At 70.7% G+C, this 16816-nt stretch carries 19 protein-coding genes; 8 read left to right on the top strand and 11 right to left on the bottom strand.

The window, feature by feature from the left end; translation table 11 throughout:
* Nucleotides 1-108 precede the first annotated feature (108 nt).
* The 4 genes from P3T27_RS33065 to P3T27_RS33050 all read left to right on the top strand — a co-directional run bounded on the left by P3T27_RS33065 (nucleotide 109) and on the right by P3T27_RS33050 (nucleotide 5334).
* Nucleotides 109-837, top strand: coding sequence for an ABC transporter ATP-binding protein (locus tag P3T27_RS33065; RefSeq protein WP_280684956.1), 729 nt, complete (start codon nucleotides 109-111; stop codon nucleotides 835-837).
* Nucleotides 834-3236 carry an ABC transporter permease gene (locus P3T27_RS33060; RefSeq protein ID WP_280684955.1) on the top strand — a complete coding sequence of 801 codons (2403 nt, stop codon included), beginning with the start codon at nucleotides 834-836 and terminating at the stop codon, nucleotides 3234-3236. Before P3T27_RS33065 ends, P3T27_RS33060 begins: the two co-directional genes overlap by 4 nt.
* Before the next feature lie 839 nt (nucleotides 3237-4075).
* Nucleotides 4076-4819, top strand: coding sequence for a hypothetical protein (locus tag P3T27_RS33055; protein ID WP_280684954.1), 744 nt, complete (start codon nucleotides 4076-4078; stop codon nucleotides 4817-4819).
* Between the two features lie 5 nt (nucleotides 4820-4824).
* Complete coding sequence (locus tag P3T27_RS33050; RefSeq protein WP_280684953.1) at nucleotides 4825-5334, top strand: hypothetical protein; 510 nt, start codon at nucleotides 4825-4827, stop codon at nucleotides 5332-5334.
* A gap of 15 nt (nucleotides 5335-5349) precedes the next feature.
* Here the strand turns inward: P3T27_RS33050 and P3T27_RS33045 are convergent, their stop codons facing one another.
* The 8 genes from P3T27_RS33045 to P3T27_RS33010 all read right to left on the bottom strand — a co-directional run bounded on the left by P3T27_RS33045 (nucleotide 5350) and on the right by P3T27_RS33010 (nucleotide 13350).
* Entirely contained in the window at nucleotides 5350-5763 is a 414-nt protein-coding gene (locus P3T27_RS33045) for a hypothetical protein (protein WP_280684952.1), read from the bottom strand.
* Nucleotides 5760-7880, bottom strand: a complete 2121-nt coding sequence (locus P3T27_RS33040; RefSeq protein WP_280684951.1) for a hypothetical protein — start codon at nucleotides 7878-7880, stop codon at nucleotides 5760-5762. The genes P3T27_RS33045 and P3T27_RS33040 overlap by 4 nt, the downstream gene beginning before the upstream one ends.
* On the bottom strand, nucleotides 7877-9835 hold the full coding sequence (locus P3T27_RS33035; RefSeq protein ID WP_280684950.1) for a hypothetical protein: 1959 nt from the start codon (nucleotides 9833-9835) through the stop codon (nucleotides 7877-7879). The genes P3T27_RS33040 and P3T27_RS33035 overlap by 4 nt, the downstream gene beginning before the upstream one ends.
* Entirely contained in the window at nucleotides 9825-11273 is a 1449-nt protein-coding gene (locus tag P3T27_RS33030; RefSeq protein ID WP_280684949.1) for a site-specific integrase, read from the bottom strand. The genes P3T27_RS33035 and P3T27_RS33030 overlap by 11 nt, the downstream gene beginning before the upstream one ends.
* Nucleotides 11239-11523, bottom strand: coding sequence for a hypothetical protein (locus P3T27_RS33025; protein WP_280684948.1), 285 nt, complete (start codon nucleotides 11521-11523; stop codon nucleotides 11239-11241). The genes P3T27_RS33030 and P3T27_RS33025 overlap by 35 nt, the downstream gene beginning before the upstream one ends.
* Before the next feature lie 16 nt (nucleotides 11524-11539).
* Complete coding sequence (locus P3T27_RS33020; protein ID WP_280684947.1) at nucleotides 11540-11791, bottom strand: hypothetical protein; 252 nt, start codon at nucleotides 11789-11791, stop codon at nucleotides 11540-11542.
* Between the two features lie 94 nt (nucleotides 11792-11885).
* Nucleotides 11886-12647, bottom strand: coding sequence for a hypothetical protein (locus P3T27_RS33015; protein WP_280684946.1), 762 nt, complete (start codon nucleotides 12645-12647; stop codon nucleotides 11886-11888).
* A gap of 31 nt (nucleotides 12648-12678) precedes the next feature.
* Entirely contained in the window at nucleotides 12679-13350 is a 672-nt protein-coding gene (locus P3T27_RS33010; RefSeq protein WP_280684945.1) for a hypothetical protein, read from the bottom strand.
* Nucleotides 13351-13843: 493 nt separating this feature from the next.
* Here P3T27_RS33010 and P3T27_RS33005 point away from each other — a divergent pair, with 493 nt between their 5' ends.
* From P3T27_RS33005 to P3T27_RS32990, 4 genes are all read left to right on the top strand, one after another.
* Nucleotides 13844-14452: a hypothetical protein gene (locus tag P3T27_RS33005; protein ID WP_280684944.1), complete on the top strand. Its 609-nt coding sequence runs from the start codon at nucleotides 13844-13846 to the stop codon at nucleotides 14450-14452.
* A gap of 5 nt (nucleotides 14453-14457) precedes the next feature.
* Entirely contained in the window at nucleotides 14458-14985 is a 528-nt protein-coding gene (locus P3T27_RS33000) for a hypothetical protein (RefSeq protein WP_280684943.1), read from the top strand.
* Nucleotides 14979-15188 (top strand): hypothetical protein, encoded by a 210-nt coding sequence (locus P3T27_RS32995; RefSeq protein WP_280684942.1) that lies wholly within the window; start codon nucleotides 14979-14981, stop codon nucleotides 15186-15188. The genes P3T27_RS33000 and P3T27_RS32995 overlap by 7 nt, the downstream gene beginning before the upstream one ends.
* 87 nt (nucleotides 15189-15275) lie before the next feature.
* On the top strand, nucleotides 15276-15776 hold the full coding sequence (locus tag P3T27_RS32990; protein ID WP_280684941.1) for a hypothetical protein: 501 nt from the start codon (nucleotides 15276-15278) through the stop codon (nucleotides 15774-15776).
* A 26-nt stretch (nucleotides 15777-15802) separates the two neighbouring features.
* Here the strand turns inward: P3T27_RS32990 and P3T27_RS32985 are convergent, their stop codons facing one another.
* Genes P3T27_RS32985 through P3T27_RS32975 form a run of 3 tightly spaced genes read right to left on the bottom strand, consistent with a single transcriptional unit; the run spans nucleotide 15803 to nucleotide 16790 of the window.
* A complete protein-coding gene (locus tag P3T27_RS32985; protein ID WP_280684940.1) occupies nucleotides 15803-16279 on the bottom strand; it encodes a hypothetical protein in 477 nt (158 codons plus the stop codon).
* Nucleotides 16276-16668, bottom strand: coding sequence for a hypothetical protein (locus tag P3T27_RS32980; protein WP_280684939.1), 393 nt, complete (start codon nucleotides 16666-16668; stop codon nucleotides 16276-16278). Before P3T27_RS32980 ends, P3T27_RS32985 begins: the two co-directional genes overlap by 4 nt.
* Entirely contained in the window at nucleotides 16665-16790 is a 126-nt protein-coding gene (locus tag P3T27_RS32975; RefSeq protein ID WP_280684938.1) for a hypothetical protein, read from the bottom strand. The genes P3T27_RS32980 and P3T27_RS32975 overlap by 4 nt, the downstream gene beginning before the upstream one ends.
* Nucleotides 16791-16816: the final 26 nt, after the last annotated feature.

Genomic DNA, 16816 nt, shown 5'->3' with positions numbered 1-16816 from the left:
ATGTACGCGGGGATGTACGCGGGTACGCCCCCGGGCCGACGGCCTGGGAGAGAGGTGACATCCGCCGGCCGACGCGATGGACCACGGTCCGTTCCTAGGTTGATGGCCATGACGAACGAACCGATGATCGATCTCCAGGACGCGACGAAGAAATACGATGACGGCCCGCCCGCGCTGGCCGGGGTGAGCCTGTCCGTGGCGGCTGGTGAGTGTGTGGCGATCCTCGGCCATTCCGGCAGTGGCAAGTCGACGCTGCTGAACCTGGTCGCGGGGCTGGACAAGCCCTCCAGCGGCACCGTGACCGTCAACGGAACTCGGGTCGATCAACTCGGCGAGGCCGGTTCGGCGAAGTACCGGCGGGCTTCCATCGGCATGATCTTCCAGTTCTTCAACCTGCTGGACGACCTGACGGTGCTGGACAACGTGATGGTTCCGGCGCAGTTGGCCGGGATGGGCAGGCTCGAGGTGAAGCGGCGGGCGATCGAGTTGCTCACCTCGCTGGGTATCGACCGGCACGCCAAGGCCTACCCGCAGAGGCTGTCCGGCGGTCAGCGGCAGCGGGTGGCGGTGGCCAGGGCCCTGATGAACCGGCCGGCGTTGCTGCTGGCCGACGAGCCGACCGGCGCGCTGGACTCGCGCTCGGCTGAGGACGTGCGCCGGCTGCTGCTGGATCTGAACGACGAGGGTCAGACCATCCTGCTGGTGACCCACGACATCCAGCTGGCCGCAAACACCGCGCGACGCACGATCGAGCTGGTGGACGGTGCCGTGGCCCGGGACGTGGTCAACACGGTCAGCGGCGCCACCTCCAACAGCTCGGCGGGAGCGAGCCGGTGAGCGCCCTGGGCAAGGTCGTGCGCTCCGGCGTCGGCCGGCGTCGCGTGCAGTCCCTCGTTATGGCGCTGACGACGTTCGCGGCCGTCACCTCCTCGGTGCTCTCGCTCGGTCTGCTGGCTATCGTGCAGGCCCCGTTCGACCACGCCTTCAAGGCCCGCAACGGCGCCCACCTGTCGGTCCAGTTCGACAGCTCGAAGGCCACCGCCGCGCAGGCCGCCGCCACCGCGCACGCCGCCGGCGTCACCGAGGCGTCCGGGCCGTACCCGGTCACCGCCGCCCTGAACACGGCTTACGGCGCGGACTGCACCGGGAACATCGTTGCGGGCATGCCAGTGGCCGGTCGCGCCAGCTCGCCGGTCGTCGTCGCCACCCGACCCGACCTGGCCGACACCTCCGGTCTGGACCATCTGGCCCTGGTCCAGGGCAGGTGGCCGACCACCGCGAACGAGATCGTCCTGTCCACGTGGGACCGTCTCTGCGCAGGCGGTTCCGTGATGTTCGACTCGCTGCCGGGCAAGCCCTCGTTCAAGGTCGTCGGCCAGGCGAACTCGCTGACCAACACCGCGACCGGCTTCCTCACCACCGACGGCTTCGCGCGGCTGACCGCCGCCGGCGCCAAGACCGACCAGCAGATGCTCTACCGGTTCGCCAAGTCCGGGACCGACGCCGACCTCACCACGGACAAGCAGGCGATCGCCGCCGCCGCGCCGGCCGGCTCGGTCGAGAGCGGACAGTCCTACCTGGCCGTAGAGAAGCAGATCGTCGGCGCCACGAAGTCCTACGTGCCGTTCCTGGTCGTCTTCGGCATCCTCGGCCTGTTCCTGTCGGTGCTGATCATCGCGATCGTGGTCAGCGGCGCGGTGGTCTCGGGAATCCGGCGCATCGGGATCCTGAAGTCGCTCGGCTTCACCCCCTGGCAGGTGGCCCGCGCCTACGCCGCACAAGCCCTGATCCCGGCGACGATCGGCGTGGTGGGCGGCACGCTGGCCGGCAACGTGCTGGCTGTTCCGGTCCTGGGCAAGGCCAGCAAGGAACTCGGTGCCGCAGACACCGGCCTGCCGGTGTGGGTCAGCCTCGTCGTGCCGATCGGCACCTTGGTCATCGTCGGTGTCACCGCGCTCATCCCGGCGCTCCGGGCCGGCCGAATGCCGGCGGTGCAGACCCTGGTCGTCGGCCGCGCCCCGAAGGCCCAGCGCGGCCGAGCCGCGCAGCGCCTGGCAAGCAGGCTGCCGCTGCCCCGACCGATGTCGTTCGGACTGGCCCAACCGTTCGCCAAACCGGCCCGGGCCGCGCTGGTCGGCGCCGCGGTGCTGTTCGGCGCGGTCAGCGTCACCTTCGCCATCGGGCTGGAGACCGCGTTCACCAAGTACCAGGACACGGATACCACCGGCTTCCACGCCGCGTCGATGCTCGTGGTGCCCGCCGGCACGCCCAGCGGCTTCCACGCCCCCGGCGGCGGCCCTGGCAGCCCCCACCTGGACTCCACCGAGGTGGCCGCCGCGCTCGCCTCGATCCCGGGCACGAAGGCCGCGTTCGGCTGGGGCAACAGCGGCGCGACCGTGATCGGCGCGCCGACGGGCGACCACACGATCGTGGACACCACCACCGGCGACCTGTCCTGGACCAACCTGGAACTGCTCGAAGGACGCTGGTACCAGAGCCCCGGCGAAGCCGTGATCAACGACCACCTGTCCTCGGCGCTCGGGATGCACCTCGGCGACACCGTCACCGTGACGCAGGACGACAAGCGACTGCCGCTGCGGATCGTCGGCATCGACTTCGACGGAGGCAGCGACGGGTTCGTGATGACCGACAACGCCACGTTCACCGCCGGCGGTCTGACACCGTACATCACCCAGTTCAACGTCAAGCTGGCCGACAACACCAGCGGCTCGGACTGGTCCGCCTCGGCCGCCCCCGCGTTGGCCCCGCTGCACGCCGAAACCGCCCCGAACATCACGTACCCGAACCCCACGGTGCTCACCATGGCCGCCCTGGTGGCCACCCTCACCCTGATGATGATCGCGGTCGCCGCGCTCGGCGTGCTGAACACCGTGGTGCAGGACACCCGGGAACGGATCCACGACCTGGGGATCTTCAAGGCCCTCGGGATGACGCCCAAGCAGACCATCGCGATGGTGCTGACCTCGGTGAGCCTCACCGGCCTGATCGCCGGGCTGATCGGGGTCCCGATCGGGATGGCGGTGGAGAAGGCGACGCTGAGTCAGATGGGGAGCGCGCTCGGCAGGAACATGCCGCCGAGCGTGACCCACGTCTACACCCCCGGGATACTGCTCCCGCTGCTGGCCGGCGGCATCGCGATCGCCCTCCTCGGGGCACTGCTGCCGGCCGGCTGGGCGGCGCGCTCCCGGACCGCCACCGCGCTGCGGACCGAGTAGAACCGGTCGCTCGTAGCACTGAGGATCTACCATCGTGAAGCTGCTGGTCAGGGTGACGGCACGGCTGGGATGGTAGGTCCTCGTGCTCGTGCTGGTCGTGGGCGGCTGTCTGCGGTCTCGACCGTTTGACGTTTCCCGGTTTCGGCGTCGCAGAGCGCGGTGGGGTTCCTACGCTCTGGATCCATGACGGATTCGGTGATGCTGGAACGGATCGCCGCTCGGCGTGCCGAACTGGACCTTCCGGAGGAGGAACTGGTCAGGTCGCTGGCCAACGGACGGGTCGAGCGTGACGATCAGTCATAACGGGGATCGTGGGCCAGTTGGGGCAGGCACGGTAGACGAAGACGTAGATACCATCGGCCTCGCCATGACCATCCCGTGGCTGTTGTTGTGCCGGGCGTCGGACACCTCCCAGCCTGAGCCGGGACTCGTCCACTCCTCGACTGGCAGCCATCGGCCGCACGACTCGCTCATCGCCGCACGGTAGCGCGGGCCACAGACACCACCTGGCGGGGAATCAGCCCGGGGCGACTCGTGCGCAACGCGGCCAACGCTCACCCTCCCAGGCGATGGCACCACAGCTGTTGCATTCGCTAGGGTCACCTTCACCGCTGCTGACCTGCACTGCTCTACCCGCCACGCGTCATCAACCCCAGAGAAAGGTGACCCACCCGGCGACGGCGTCGTGGAATCGACGGTGGCGGGCGGTGTAGTTATGGGGGTCTTTCAAATCTGTCCGTTGTCCACTCGTCCACCTACTCCTCGGAGCCTGCAGTAGCCCTGGTCTGTGGCCCGAGAATTCGGGTGTCTTGTTGGTGAGGCCGTGCGAGCATCGGCGGGTGATCGACGACGAGGAGCTGTTTGCCGCCGACCTGATCGGGAGGCGACTGCTGAAGGTGACCACGGCTTGGCATCACTACGCTGACGACGATCCGTCGCTGCTGCACCTGTGGCTTCACCTGGAGGGACTGGGCCCGGTCCTGTTCCACACGCCTTCAACAGGCGTGTCTCCGCAAGCCGACCAGCCACACGGACCGTACTCGATGGAGGAGCACGGAAACGTCTCCGTGATCGACGATTCGCCGGATGTTCCGGTGACCCAGTTCGTCGGACAGACGATCCGATCGGTTCGGCAGATCGACTACAACGACGGCCATGTCGGCTTCACGGCTGGCCTCACGCTCCAGTTCCCCAGCGGCAGCGTCCGCCTGATCGGTCTCGTGGACGATCTCCTCATCGCCCACGACCAGCATCTGGGCGCCGTCGAGGCCCACCTTCACGAGGATGTGACCCTCGCGCGGGTGGTGCAGACCTCCGGGGGTTGCCCGTCGCAGTGGGACGCCTGGACGACCAGGGGTCAGTACCTGTACCTGCGGTACCGGCACGGCGAAGGGACTGTCGAGCAGCATCCGAGCGAGGACGTCGACACCTGGGAGGGCGAGGAGTCGAGGCTCTGGACCAGCTGGGACGACGGAACCAACGGCGGCCGGATCGGACTCACAGACTTCCTCGCCACGGCCGGCCTGAGGCTGGCCCCGGAAGCCGAGGTCCACACCGCACCGCCGATCGACCCGAAGGCCTGAGGACGATGGTCACGCACCCCAGCCGCGACTACGTAATCACCGCGATGTACTCCGTGGCTGACGACGCCTGGTACCTGGAACTGAACCTCGTCCGGGAGCAACGGGCCGTGGTGACCGCGGTCATCCCCGACGAGGACCCAGCCCGCGAGCCGACGGTGTGCTTCGATCCCCAAGGGCGACATCTGGACATCCCGTACGAGGTCATGCGCTGGTTCATGGACCAGGTCGCGGATGAGATCCGGACTTCCCGCGCATGGATGCAGCTGAGGCCCGAGCTGGTGGAGGTCATCCACCGCTTGCGCCAGGAGTACCTGGGCGCCATCGACGACGCCGACTTTCCCGGCGTCCTCGCGGAGCTGCGCGTCGCTGTCCCCGACGCCGATCTCCCCGCCGTCCTTGCGGCCGCATTCGGACTGCATCCCGATGGGACCCCGATGGGTGGCATGCAGGCATTCGAGCTCGTCGCCGCGGGGGCGGTGGGAAGTGATCGCCGTCCCGCCGCCCCTGGGCGGTGAACCTATGCAGATCTCTCAGTTGTGTCCGTTGTCCACTTGGTGGCGGCGGCGGTCGGCGAGGTTGGTCACCCCGCCCAGCGCTTGCAGCTCGTCCTCCAGGGCAGCCTTGTCTCCGGTCAGCTGGCGGATCGCCTCGGCATAGATGCGAACCAGCTTGCGCAGGTCGGTGTTCTCCCGCCGAAGGCGGGTGGTCTCGTCGTCGGCCCGGACGCTGTTCTTCGGGGTCGTGGCCGAGCGGTGCCGGTCGGCAAGCTGGGACTTGAACCAGGTGATCAGTTCCGGGTAGTTGCGGTAGAAGGTCGCGTGGGTGACGCCGAGGCGCTTCTCGGCGTTGGTGACGGTGGCGCGCCGGCCGGCTGCCTCGCTCTCGGCGAGTTCGGATTCCATCGCAGTGCGGACCTGCTCGTCGGTGGGCGGGTGGTGGCTCACGGTGTCTCCGTCTTGGTGTCCGGGCCGGTGACGGCGGTTTCGGTGAGGAAGTCGGCGAGCTCCTGTCGGCGGGTCTGGAGGCGGTGCCGGACGAATGGCGCCAGTTGGTCCGCGCGGGCGAGTTCCCGGTCGTGGGCTTCCAGGGCCGCTCGCAGGTGGGCGGTGTTCTCGGCGGACAGGGCGACGTTGCGACACCGTAGGGGCTGGCAGTCCGGCAGTGATGGGCCGGCCTGGCCGTCGTCCCGGCGGCACAGGGCCCGGTCGGGATTGTGGACGCAGGTGACGTACCGGCCCGGGTAGATGTGGGGGTCGTGGCGGGTCATGTGGCGTTGGAGCCGCTTGGCGTCGTTGATGACCTTGCCCTGGAACTGGACATGCCGCTCGAACTCGGCGAGACGGCTTTCCGCCTCGGCCGCGGCTGGTCCGGTGAGGCGGTGGAACTCGTCGCTGGTGATCAGGTCGCCGAGTTTCTCGCCGCGGGCGATCGCCTCCTCGGACTCGACCTCGTCGCGGAACCCGGAGTCGGAGGTACCGGCGTAGCCCTCGAACATCTGCACACGCAGGTGCCGGTACTGCAGGGCGCCGGCGATGACGCCGCCGGGGCGGCGGGCGATGAACCAGGCCAGGGTGCGGCGGAACTGGCTGGTGGTGACCCGCCACTCCCGGCCGTTGACCGGCGGGATCCCGTCGTCGCGGCCGGTGCCTCGGCAGTAGGTGTTGATCCAGTCGCGGAATTCGGACAGGTCGTGGTTGGTCGTGCTCGTCGTGCGGGCCTCGTTGCGGCCACGCTGCAGCACGTAACCGGGCGAGGACGGCAGCAGCGCGAACAGGTACTTCTGCCGCGCGGGCTGGAGGCGCTCCAGGACGTCGACGGCCCGATGGGCGGGCGCGCTGATCACCCAGGTGGCCTCGGCGCCGTTGTGGTCGGCCTCGCCTTTGAAGGCCCGGCCGTGCAGCCTGCGGCGCACGATCCGCCCGGTCTCGTCACGCCAAACCTGAACGCAGCCGCGCTTCAGGTGCTTGACCTCGCTGTCGCGCAGGCCGGACAGGAACGAGATGGTGATGTAGCAGGCGGTCTGCAGCAGCCGGGTCAGCACGCCGATGCCCTCGTAGGGGACCGGGCCCCGCCAGGGCACCCCCTCCAGGAGGCCGGCCATCGGGGTCCGCAGGTAGGTGTCGTCCGCGACGCCGAGTTCGGCGGCGGCCTGGCGGATCAGCTTCCCCGAGGGGCGCCCTGCGCCCAGGGTTCCGCGCTGGACCCTGGCCTCGCGTGCGAGGTGGCTGAGGTTGGCGCCGCCCTTCCACCCGGGCAGCGGCCGGCCCTCGGCGCGGTAGCGGTCCAGGACGCCGATGACTGACGGGATCACCTGGGCCCGCGCGAGTGGCTCCTGCCCGCGCCGCTTGCGGCTCTTCTTTGTCCACCGGTCCAGCTGCTGCCACTCCTCGTAGGCCGCGAGGACGTCCTCGGAGAAGTCGTCGACCCAGCGCAGTGCCCACACCAGCATCGGCGCGTGGACCTGCTCGGGGATGCGGCTGGTGGCGTTCTCCCGCCCGCCGCGCCCACCCGTGCGTGACGGGGCGCCCGGCACCCGGCCCACGGAGGCAGGGTCGAACGTCAGCGGGTCGCCGATCGTGGAGCGGAACAGCCACAGCAGCCGCAGCGCGCGGTGGCGGGCTTCCCTGGTGTCGTGGGCGACCCGCAGGCCGGCGACGTGAGCGGTGAACGCCTCGATGTCGCCGGGGGTCACCGCCGCCGCCGTGGTGACCCCGCGGCCCTGGAGCCAGGTGAAGACGGCGTTCAGCCCGGTCAGGTACTTGCGGACCGAGGCGATGCTCCGGACCGGCTTGAGGCCCGGCGGCAGGTCTCCGCGCAGCAGCAGGAAGGCGAGTTCCTTGGCCGTTGGGCGGAACGGCTCCGGGACCAGTGCGAAGTTAATGACGATCGCGTTCTGGTGCCGCTGCGTCTGGGCGTGTTTGAGCTGCCAGGTGTCGTCGCCGAACCGGGAGGTGTCGGCCAGACGGACACCCGGTACCAGCGGATGTCCGGCCAGGACCGGCGCGTGCGCGGGGAAGCGTTCGCGGGTCAGGGCCGTAGCGGGGGCCTCCAGGTCGGTCACGAGGGCTCCTTGAATCCGTCGAGAAGGTCGGTCGGCAGGGACTTCGGCGCGAGCGCGCGGGCCTGCTCGCGCTGGGCCGCTGTGAACTTCGGCAGGATCAGGCGGGTGACGATCAGCCAGGTGGCGCCGTGGCGCCCGATCCAGTCGTCGACGTCGCGCGTGTCCAGGTCGGCCTGCAACTGGTGGAGCAACGCGAACAGCGCGGGCAGGTGGTGCTCGGCGACCAGCGCGTTCGGGCAGCGCAGACAGGTCAGGAACGACACGTCGCACAGGCCGTTGCCGCTGTAGGGGCTGTGCTCGAAGTCCAGGCAGGCGGCCACCAGGGTGTCCAGGTCGCCGGCCCGCGCGGCGGCGAGCGTGCCGGCCGTGGTGCCCAGGGCTGCGGCCGCGGCCTGCGGGTCGCGGGCGGCCTCCTCGGCGGCGGGCCCGTTCAGGATCCGGCCGCGGAACGCGCGGGCCGAGCCCTCGGCGTCCTCCAGCGCCTCGGTGAGGACCTGCTCCGCCCAGTCCCGGATCCGTGGATCGCTGCGCAGGTAGTGCAGGAACGAGACGTTGGGGGTGTTGGTGCGTGATGCCGACGGCAGGTGTCCGCCCACCGTCCGGGCGGTGCGGACCTCGACCGTCTTCTTCAGCCGGCCCAGGGTCAGCTTCAGCGGCCGCACCCCGCGCGCGTCGTCGGCGTCGTCGGGTTCGTCCGCGGTCAGCCCGTGCCGGGCGGCCCACCTGAACAGGTCCAGCTGCCGGCCCAGGCGGTTCTCGAACGGGTCGATGTGGCCGTGGGCCGCACGGCGGGCGGCCAGTGCCTCGCTGGGACCGGCGGGGTGGTGGGCGGCCCAGATCGACCACACCCTCCGCGAGCCGCTGAAGACCCGTCCGGCGGCGGTCAGCTCGTGCAGCAGCAGGAACCAGCCTCCCGGGGTACGCAGGCGGGAGCTGTCGGTGCCGGTCTCCCAGTGGATCGTCTCCCGCGAGCGGCTCTTTCCCCGCCGGCGCTTGAGGAGGTTCACCGCCACCGCCCGGTCCTCCAGGAGCCGGTGCTCGCAGGACAGCTCCTTGAGTGTCTCCGTGTTGCGGCCCGACAGGCCGACGCCGAGGACCAGCAGGGGAACGATGTCCTGTGTGGTCAGGAACAGCTCGCCGGCCGCCTCGCGCCAGGCGGCCATGTCCGCGACCTGGCCGCCGCCGGCCAGCGTGGTGTGCACGAGGGGGACCTCACCGGTCTCCAGCGTCCGTGCGAGGGCGGCGGCCCGGGAGCGGGTCGGCTCGTCCAGGTCCTGGGGTGCCGCGCGGAAACGCTCGACGAGGTCGCGTGCGGCCCGGTGCCGACGGCGGATGGCCACCACGTCGCCGCGCGCGGCCGCCATGATTGCGGCGAACTCGCGGTCCGAGTAGCCCGGGACCTGCGCACGCTCCTGCTCCACGTGCCAGCGGTCGTAGAGCCGTGCGGGCTGTTCCAGGTACTCGCGCACCTGCGGCCGCAGCACCTCCTGCGGCTCGACCTCCTTCAGCAGCGCCCGCACCTGGTGCATCTCCTGCACGACCGCCGGCCCCTGGGTCGTCATCCGCCGGTGCTGGTCGTAGCGGCGCAGGTGGGCAAGCGTCAGCGCACCCAGGGTCCGCGGCGGGCGGCTCAGCTCCCCCAGCCACCTCACCAGCCGCACGACGCCCGACCAGGACCCGTCGGCGGCCCCGCGGGTCCGCAAGCCCCCCGCTGTGCCGACCCGCCGGGCCCACGCCGCCGCCAGAGCCGCGTGCAGGCCCGGACACGGCAGGTGCTCGAACGAGTACACCGCCCGCCGCCCGTCCTCGCCGAAGAACTCCACCACCAGCCCGCCCGCGTCCGCCGCCGCTGGCGGCGCGTAGAAGCCGTCCGGCTGCGGTGAGATGCGCCCCCGCCCGGCCCGGCGCCCTGCGGCCGTGCCCGTCCCCGTGTCCGTGTCCGTTTCAGGCGGCATCGGCCACCGCCAGGTCCTCGGGGTGGACACCGGTCGGCTCCCAGCCGTCGGGGACCAGCGCCATCCGGGTCTCCATCTCCAGCTCCTGCAAGGTGTGCAAGTAGATCTGCGTCGTCTCGATCGACCGGTGCCCCAGGCGCATCCGCACCCAGTTCAGCGGATCACCGAAGATCATCTGGTAGGTCTCGCGCTGCCTCGGCGTCATCGCCGACAGCTCCTGAATGTGCCCGCGCCACAGCTGTTCGAGGGTGATCACCGCGAAGCTGTGCCGCAGGACGTGGGCGTGGCACGACACCCGCAGCCCCAGCCGCGCACAGCGCGCGTTGGCAGTCTTGAACACCTCCTGCCAGCCCGAGGGCCGGCTCGGCAGGCCGTAGCGGTTCAGCCACAGCGCCGCCGGCTCCAGGCCCCGCGCGGTGTCGATCAGGACCCGGCGCCGCTCCCGCTCGTCCAGCTTCCCGATCGCCACGCGCTCGCCGTCGACCACCACCACCGGCCTGCGCGCGTCCGGGACGATCAGCGGCCTACGGATCCGCTCGTAGAGGCCCTTCTTGTGGGCCTCCTCAACGGCCTCCGCCCGATCCGTCTCCACGTAGTCCCAGACGTCCTTCAACGCCGACGCCGGGAAGTAGACCCTGCGGGCCGAGCCGCCCTTGGCGATCGCCTCCGGCAACCACGTGCGGGCGTTGAGCACCCCCGGCACCGGCTCGGGCAGCTCGAACAGGCTCAGGCTGGTCTGCTCCGAGAGCCGCAGGCCGGTGCGGATCATCGCATCGGTGTAGGCGGCGTTCCGCGAGGCGAACCGGCCGCGGAACGACCGGTCCGCCAGGCCCCGCACGGTGAAGCCGCGCACCCCCGTGTCCCGCCAGAGCCGGTAGGTCGCGGGCGGCAGCCACTCGACGTCGTTCGGCCGGCCCTCGTGCGATGCCTCCGCCGGCGTCGGCCCGCCCGGTGCCCGCCGCGGATCGCGGCTGCGGGAGGCCCGCTGGCGGAACGGGTTCCGGGCCGCATGGCCCGCCGCGACAGCCCACAGGTAGAACTGGTGGACCGTGGCGACCTCGCGGTCCCAGGTCGTCATCTCCACCCGCGGACCGGCGGCATCGTGCAGCCGCCAGTGCTTGAAGGCCGCCCGGTCGTCCGCGGTCGCGGCCTTCCAGCTCCGCCGGCCCCGGTTGTCCCACAGGAACTTCAGGAACCGCTTCAGGTCGTAGGCGACCGCCGCCTGGGTCGTGGTCGGCTCGGTGGCCAGCACCCTGACGAAGTAGTCGTTCAGGTCGACGTCGTACCGGCCGAGCGGGTCGATCAGGTACGGCGAGCCGTCCTCGATCCGGTACGCGTCCAACCAGTCGTCCAAGGCGCCGACGTCGACCATCACGTCCGTACTCGACTGAGGCAGGCCGAGCTCACGCCGGGTGAAGAACACCCGCCAGCCCAGCACGCCCGGATCTCTTGATCTGGATCGCACCGCTGGAACGTAGCGCGGACATGTCCGAGACCGCATATGTGTAGACGAAGACGGCGCGGTGCTGGGCGAGCAGGCGCAGCGCTTCGATGGCGCCGGGGATCGGCTCGCCGTACACCTGGCCGTCCATCCATCCCCGGTCGACCAGCATGAGGGTCTCGTCGAAGTCCACGCCGACGGCTTGGCTGCTCGGGCTGTCGGGGCTGGGGGCGATGACGCGGCGCACGTGGTCCTCCGTCAGGTCAGCGAGCGGCGGGGCGGTGCAGGAGGAGCTGGAGGGCAGCGGTGATGTTGGGGTGCTCGCCGGTGGCCGGCCTTCCGCAGTTGAAGCAGTCCTGTTCTCCACCGGCCCAGGAGGTCTCGCAGGGCGTGCAGGTGTAGTGGCGGCGGCCGGCGGGCCCGGCGTACGGGTCCGAGGAGACGATCGGGAGGGCGATCAGGATCGGCTTGTGGTTGGCGGCCGGGGTGGGGCGGCAGGTGGCGGTGCGGGACATGGCTGTGGTCTCCCTGATCTGAGCTGCGGTGTAGGGGAGGGGGCAGCGGGCCGGTCCTCAGTGAAGGCCGGCCCGCTGCCGAGGTGCTGTCGAGCTACAGGAGGCCGGCCGCGTGGGCCTCGGCCTCCTGGTCGCGGTCGTCGTCCTCGTCGTCCTCGTCGGCCTGGTCCTCGCCGTCGCGCGGTTCGGCGGGGCAGAGCTCGGCGATGGCGAGTTCCTCGCCGAGGGCGGCCCACGGGTCGTCGGCCTGGTCCTCGTCGTCGGCGGGCTGCGCCGCGTCGGTGGCGGGGCCGTCCAGGAGCGCGACCAGCTCGCTGATGCTGCTCACCCGGATCTGCTGCTCGCCGTCGCGCACGAGCAGGTAGGTGCGGGTGTTGTGGCCGTACTGGTCGGCGGGGGAGGGGACGCACAGCAGGTGCGCGCCGCCGGGCAGCTCGCACGTCGCGGTGCCGTCGGCCGACCCGACCCAGTTGGCGGCCTCGGTCAGGCTGCCGCCGCTGCGGTCGAGACTGTGGGCACTGGTGGCCGCGCGGTGTGCGGCGTCGGCGGCGACCTCCTCGGCGAGCTGCTCCCTCGACGGCGCCGGGACGGGCGCAGCGGCGGCGGGGGTGTAGCCGTAGGCGGGGACGCCGAGGCGGTTGCGCAGCGGGCGGCGGAACTGGGTGGTGGCCTGGTCGGCGAGGCAGGCGGCGAGGCCGGCGCCGGCCGCGGCGAGGGTGAACCGGACCTCGGCCGGGCGGCCGGTGAGGGTGCGGTAGGTGGTGAGGCCGGCGCCGGCCGCGGCGGCGGCGATGGCGATGTTGTCGGCGGTGTCGAGGGCGGCGCGGATCGCACGGGTGCGCAGGGTTTCGGTCATCGGGGTTTCCTCCTCGGTTGGCGGCGGGCGGTCAGGGCGTGGGGCGGCGTGCGGTGGTGAGGAAGTCGGTGGTGGAGGTTCCGGAGGTGCGGGTGGCCAGCGCGGCCGCGAGCCGGTCACTCGGCTGCAGGTTGGTGCCGAGGTGGGTGCGGGCCGCAGTCATGGCGTCGTCGGCGGTGGCATGGAAGCCGTGTTCGGCGACGGCGAGATCGACGGCGGCCAGGGCGATGAGGTCGTCGCGGTCGGGCCCGGCCGGACTGGCGGCGGTCAACTGGTCGAAGGCGGCCTTCCACCCCCGGTCGGCTCGCTCGCGGGCGGCGGTGGCGCCGAGCGTGGTGGTCCCGGCCCGGCCGAGGCCTGCGATCCAATACCGGACGGGCACCTCGAGGGCCTCGGCGAACAGCACCTCGCGTCGGGTGGACTCGCCGAGGTAAAGGTTCGAGTCGGTGACGACCAGGACCTCGTCGGCACAGTTGATCTTCGCCAGGTGCAGGGCGTCGAGTCCGGCCTTGAGGGTGGCGGCGGCCGCCGGGTCGGCCCAGAGCGGGTGGTGGTCGCGCATGTTGACGGCCGGGGCGAGGACCATCCGGCCGGCGGCAGTCTCGTGGAACGCGGCTTCGGCCATGGCCTCCCAGAAGCGGGTGCTTCCGCAGATCGTGACGGTCGGCGGGAACACGTCCGGGATGTCGGGTACGTACGGCAACGGGCTCTCCGGTGGAGTAGGGGTCGGCCGGGCGGCCGCGCCGCTCACCACGGCGCCCCGCCGCCCGGGCCTGGCTGGCCGGTGGGCGGGGCGTGGTGGTGGGCAGCGTGGTGGTCCGGTCAGGCCGTGCGCAGGTGGCGGATCTCGTCCCAGCCTTCGCGGGGGAGCAGCTCGCGGGCGGAGCGGGCCATGCGGTGCTGCCAGCGGACCGTGTCCTCCGGCACCCGCTGCTGCGCCGGGCGCGTCGCATTCCGGGCGAGGCATTCGGGCAGTTCTCGGGTGGTCGCCGATCCTGAGGCGGACCCCTAGTTGGGTCCTCGCAGCTCAGTGGCTATGACCAAGCAAGGTAGGCAGTGCAGCAGGTGTGGCGCAAGGGATACCGGCTGGCTTCACTCGTCCGTGATCGTTGGCCGTGTCTGGGGGCCGAACCAGGCGAGGGTGGCCCGTCTGAAATTCGGGTGTCCTGGCGGTGGGGCCGTGCGAGCATCGGCGGGTGATCAACGATGAGGAGCTGATTGCCGCCGACCTGATCGGGAGGCGACTGCTGAAGGTGACCACGGCTTGGCATCACTACGCGGACGACGATCCGTCGCTGCTGCACCTGTGGCTTCACCTGGAGGGGCTGGGCCCGGTCCTGTTCCACACGCCTTCAACAGGCGTGTCTCTGCGAGCCGACCAGCCGCACGGACCGTACTCGATGGAGGAGTACGGCAGCGTCTCCGTGATCGACGATTCGCCGGATGTTCCGGTGACCCGGTTCGTCGGACAGACGATCCGATCGGTTCGGCAGATCGACTACAACGACGGCCGTGTCGACTTCGCGGCCGGCCTCACGCTCCAGTTCCCCAGCGGAAGCATCCGCCTGCTCGGCCTCGTGGACGACCTCCTCATCGCCCACGACCAGCATCTGGGAACTGTCGAGGCCCACCTGCACGAGGACGTCGACACCTGGGACGGCGAGGAGTCGCGCCTCTGGACCAACTGGGACGACGGAACCAACGGCGGCTGGATCGAACTCGCCGCGTTCCTCGCCATGGCAGGCCTGCGGCTGGCCCCGGAAGCCGAGGTCCACACCGCACCACCGATCGACCCGAAGGTCTGAGGACGATGGTCACCCATCCCAGTCGTGACTACGCGATCACCGCGATGTACTCCGTACCCGACGACGCCTGGTACCTGGAACTGGACCTCGTCCGGGAGCAACGGGCCGTGGTGACCGCAGTCATCCCCGACGAAGACCCGGCGCGCGAGCCGACGGTGTGCTTCGATCCCCAGGGACGGCACATGGACATCCCGTACGAGGTCATGCGCTGGTTCATGGACCAGGTCGCGGATGAGATCCGGACGTCCCGCGCCTGGATGCGGCTGAGGCCCGAGCTGGTGGAGGTCATCCACGGCTTGCGTCGGGAGTATCTGGGCTCCATCGACGACGCCGATTTTCCCAACGTCCTCGCGGAGCTGCGCGTCGCTGTCCCCGAGGCAGATCTCCCCACCGTTCTCGCGGCGGCATTCGGGCTGCACCTCGATGGCACCCCCATGGATGGCGTGCAGGCGTTCCAACTCGTCGCTGCGGGGGCGGTGGGAAGTGAGCACTGTCCCACCGCCCCCGCATCCGAGGTCAGTGGCTCGTGTTGAGCCGACTGATCAGCTGGCGGTTGGCAGCTCTGTGGGAAGCGTCCGGCCTGGGTGCCCCCGCCGACGTCGAAACGCTCACCCGCCGGATCGGCGAGCTGGAGCAGCAGATCCTCGACCTCCGGTTCGAAGTCGCCGAACGCGACGAGGACCTCGCCGCCGCGCGCGCCGCGAACCGGGAGTTGATGGCTCAGTTGAACCGCTGACCGAGTCGTCGCCGCCTCGCCCCATGCCGGTGAGAGCTGGACATAAGTGAGGTGCAGAACGAGAGGGCCTGCGGCTACAACGGACCCATGACGGTCTTCTACTGCTCCAAGTGCGGCACGACGCTCACCCCGGATCTGACGGCCTTGCCCGCCGTTCCCGCCGTTCCGGGGCTCGAAGACGCGCGGCCAAAGGGAGCACGGCAGGCCCCGCCGACCGTTCCGCAGGGCTGCTACGCGGTGGAAACAGAGCCCTGGGGAGCCCCCTTCGTCGTGCAGGAGGACCAGGAGAACCCCGTGCCGTCGCAGCCTCGCGGGACTCTCATGGCCACCGAGGAGGGCTTCGTTGCGTCGGCCGGGGTCCGCAACACGATCGTGATCCACCCCGATGACGCGCCGGCGTTGCAGCCCCTCCCGGACTGGGAGAACAGCACCGGATGCTGTGGGCCGAACGGAACCGAGGGTCCCAACCGGGCCTGTCCCTGCGGAGCCCGGGTCGCCACACTTGCCGCGGACTGCTTCGGGCCCTACGAACTGCACCTCGACCCGGTCCGCACCTACGCGTTCACGCCAGAGAGCGCGGAGGGCTGACACCTCAGCGGATTCGCCCGGGGACCTCACAGCCGGGTGATCAGGAGCGCGGAGATCAGCAATGCCCCGGCATGAAGAGCCTGATCAGCCAAATACAGCCCATTGAGCCCGGCTGACCGGAGATCGGCGAACGCCGGCGAGCCGGTGCGCTGAAGCAGCCAGCGCACCGGCCATCGCCGGTCCAGCACGGCGTGGGTGGCCGCCGACCACACGAACCCAGCGGCCAGCCCGGTCACAGTCAGTGGCAGCGGGATGAACAGCCACACCAGCGCGAGGAGCGCGGCCATGACCAGGTGGTACTGGCCGACGTGGGCCAGGCAGGCGGCCCAGCCCCGCCGCGGGCTCGCCCCGGCAGCCACGTCCTCCGCGCTCGGGGCTCCTTTGTTCGCGGCCTGGTGGTCGCTCTGGCCGAAGACGTGGTCCGCGAGGTTGTGACCGACAGCGAGCACCCCCCAGACCGCACCGAACGTCGCGAGGGTCGCGGCCTGGTCGATGCTCATCATCGAGCCGCCCCCATCTGCGCGACACAGGCGATGGCGGGAACGGTGCGCGACACCTGTCGCGCACTCACTACCCAGTGCGGCACGTCGCTGAGCTGGGCGGTCATCAGCTTGCCCGGCCGCTCAACCCGCGCCGCCCCCAGAGAAGCGACGTGCCGGGCGACGCTGAGGCGGCCGAGTTCGGTGGCGGTCATGGTTGGCTCGCCGGTGCGGTCCTCGGTCTCCTGCCCGACGGGCGTGCCGTCGCGGTAGACCAGGTGGTCCCCGTACAGGCCCTTACAGGAGGCGTCATTCGAGTTCTGGGCCCACTGATCGAGCGCAGGGTGCAGCTCGCCGAAGAGGCCGATCAGCGCGCCCAGCAGCGCGAGGCGCTCGATGTTGAGGTGCTTCATCGGGCCACCTCCACCGGGACGCGGGAGTGGCTGGACACGGCGGGTGCCGCGTTAACCCAGTGGTCGCCGACCTGGTGGCCGGCGTAAAGGGTGATGAAGACGGCTGCGAACGTGGCGAGCACGGGTTCCCTCTCTTCGTGGGCAGGCA

This window comes from Kitasatospora sp. MAA19 (assembly GCF_029894125.1).
Lineage (GTDB): Bacteria > Actinomycetota > Actinomycetes > Streptomycetales > Streptomycetaceae > Kitasatospora.
This window is presented reverse-complemented; position numbering and strand designations above follow the sequence as displayed.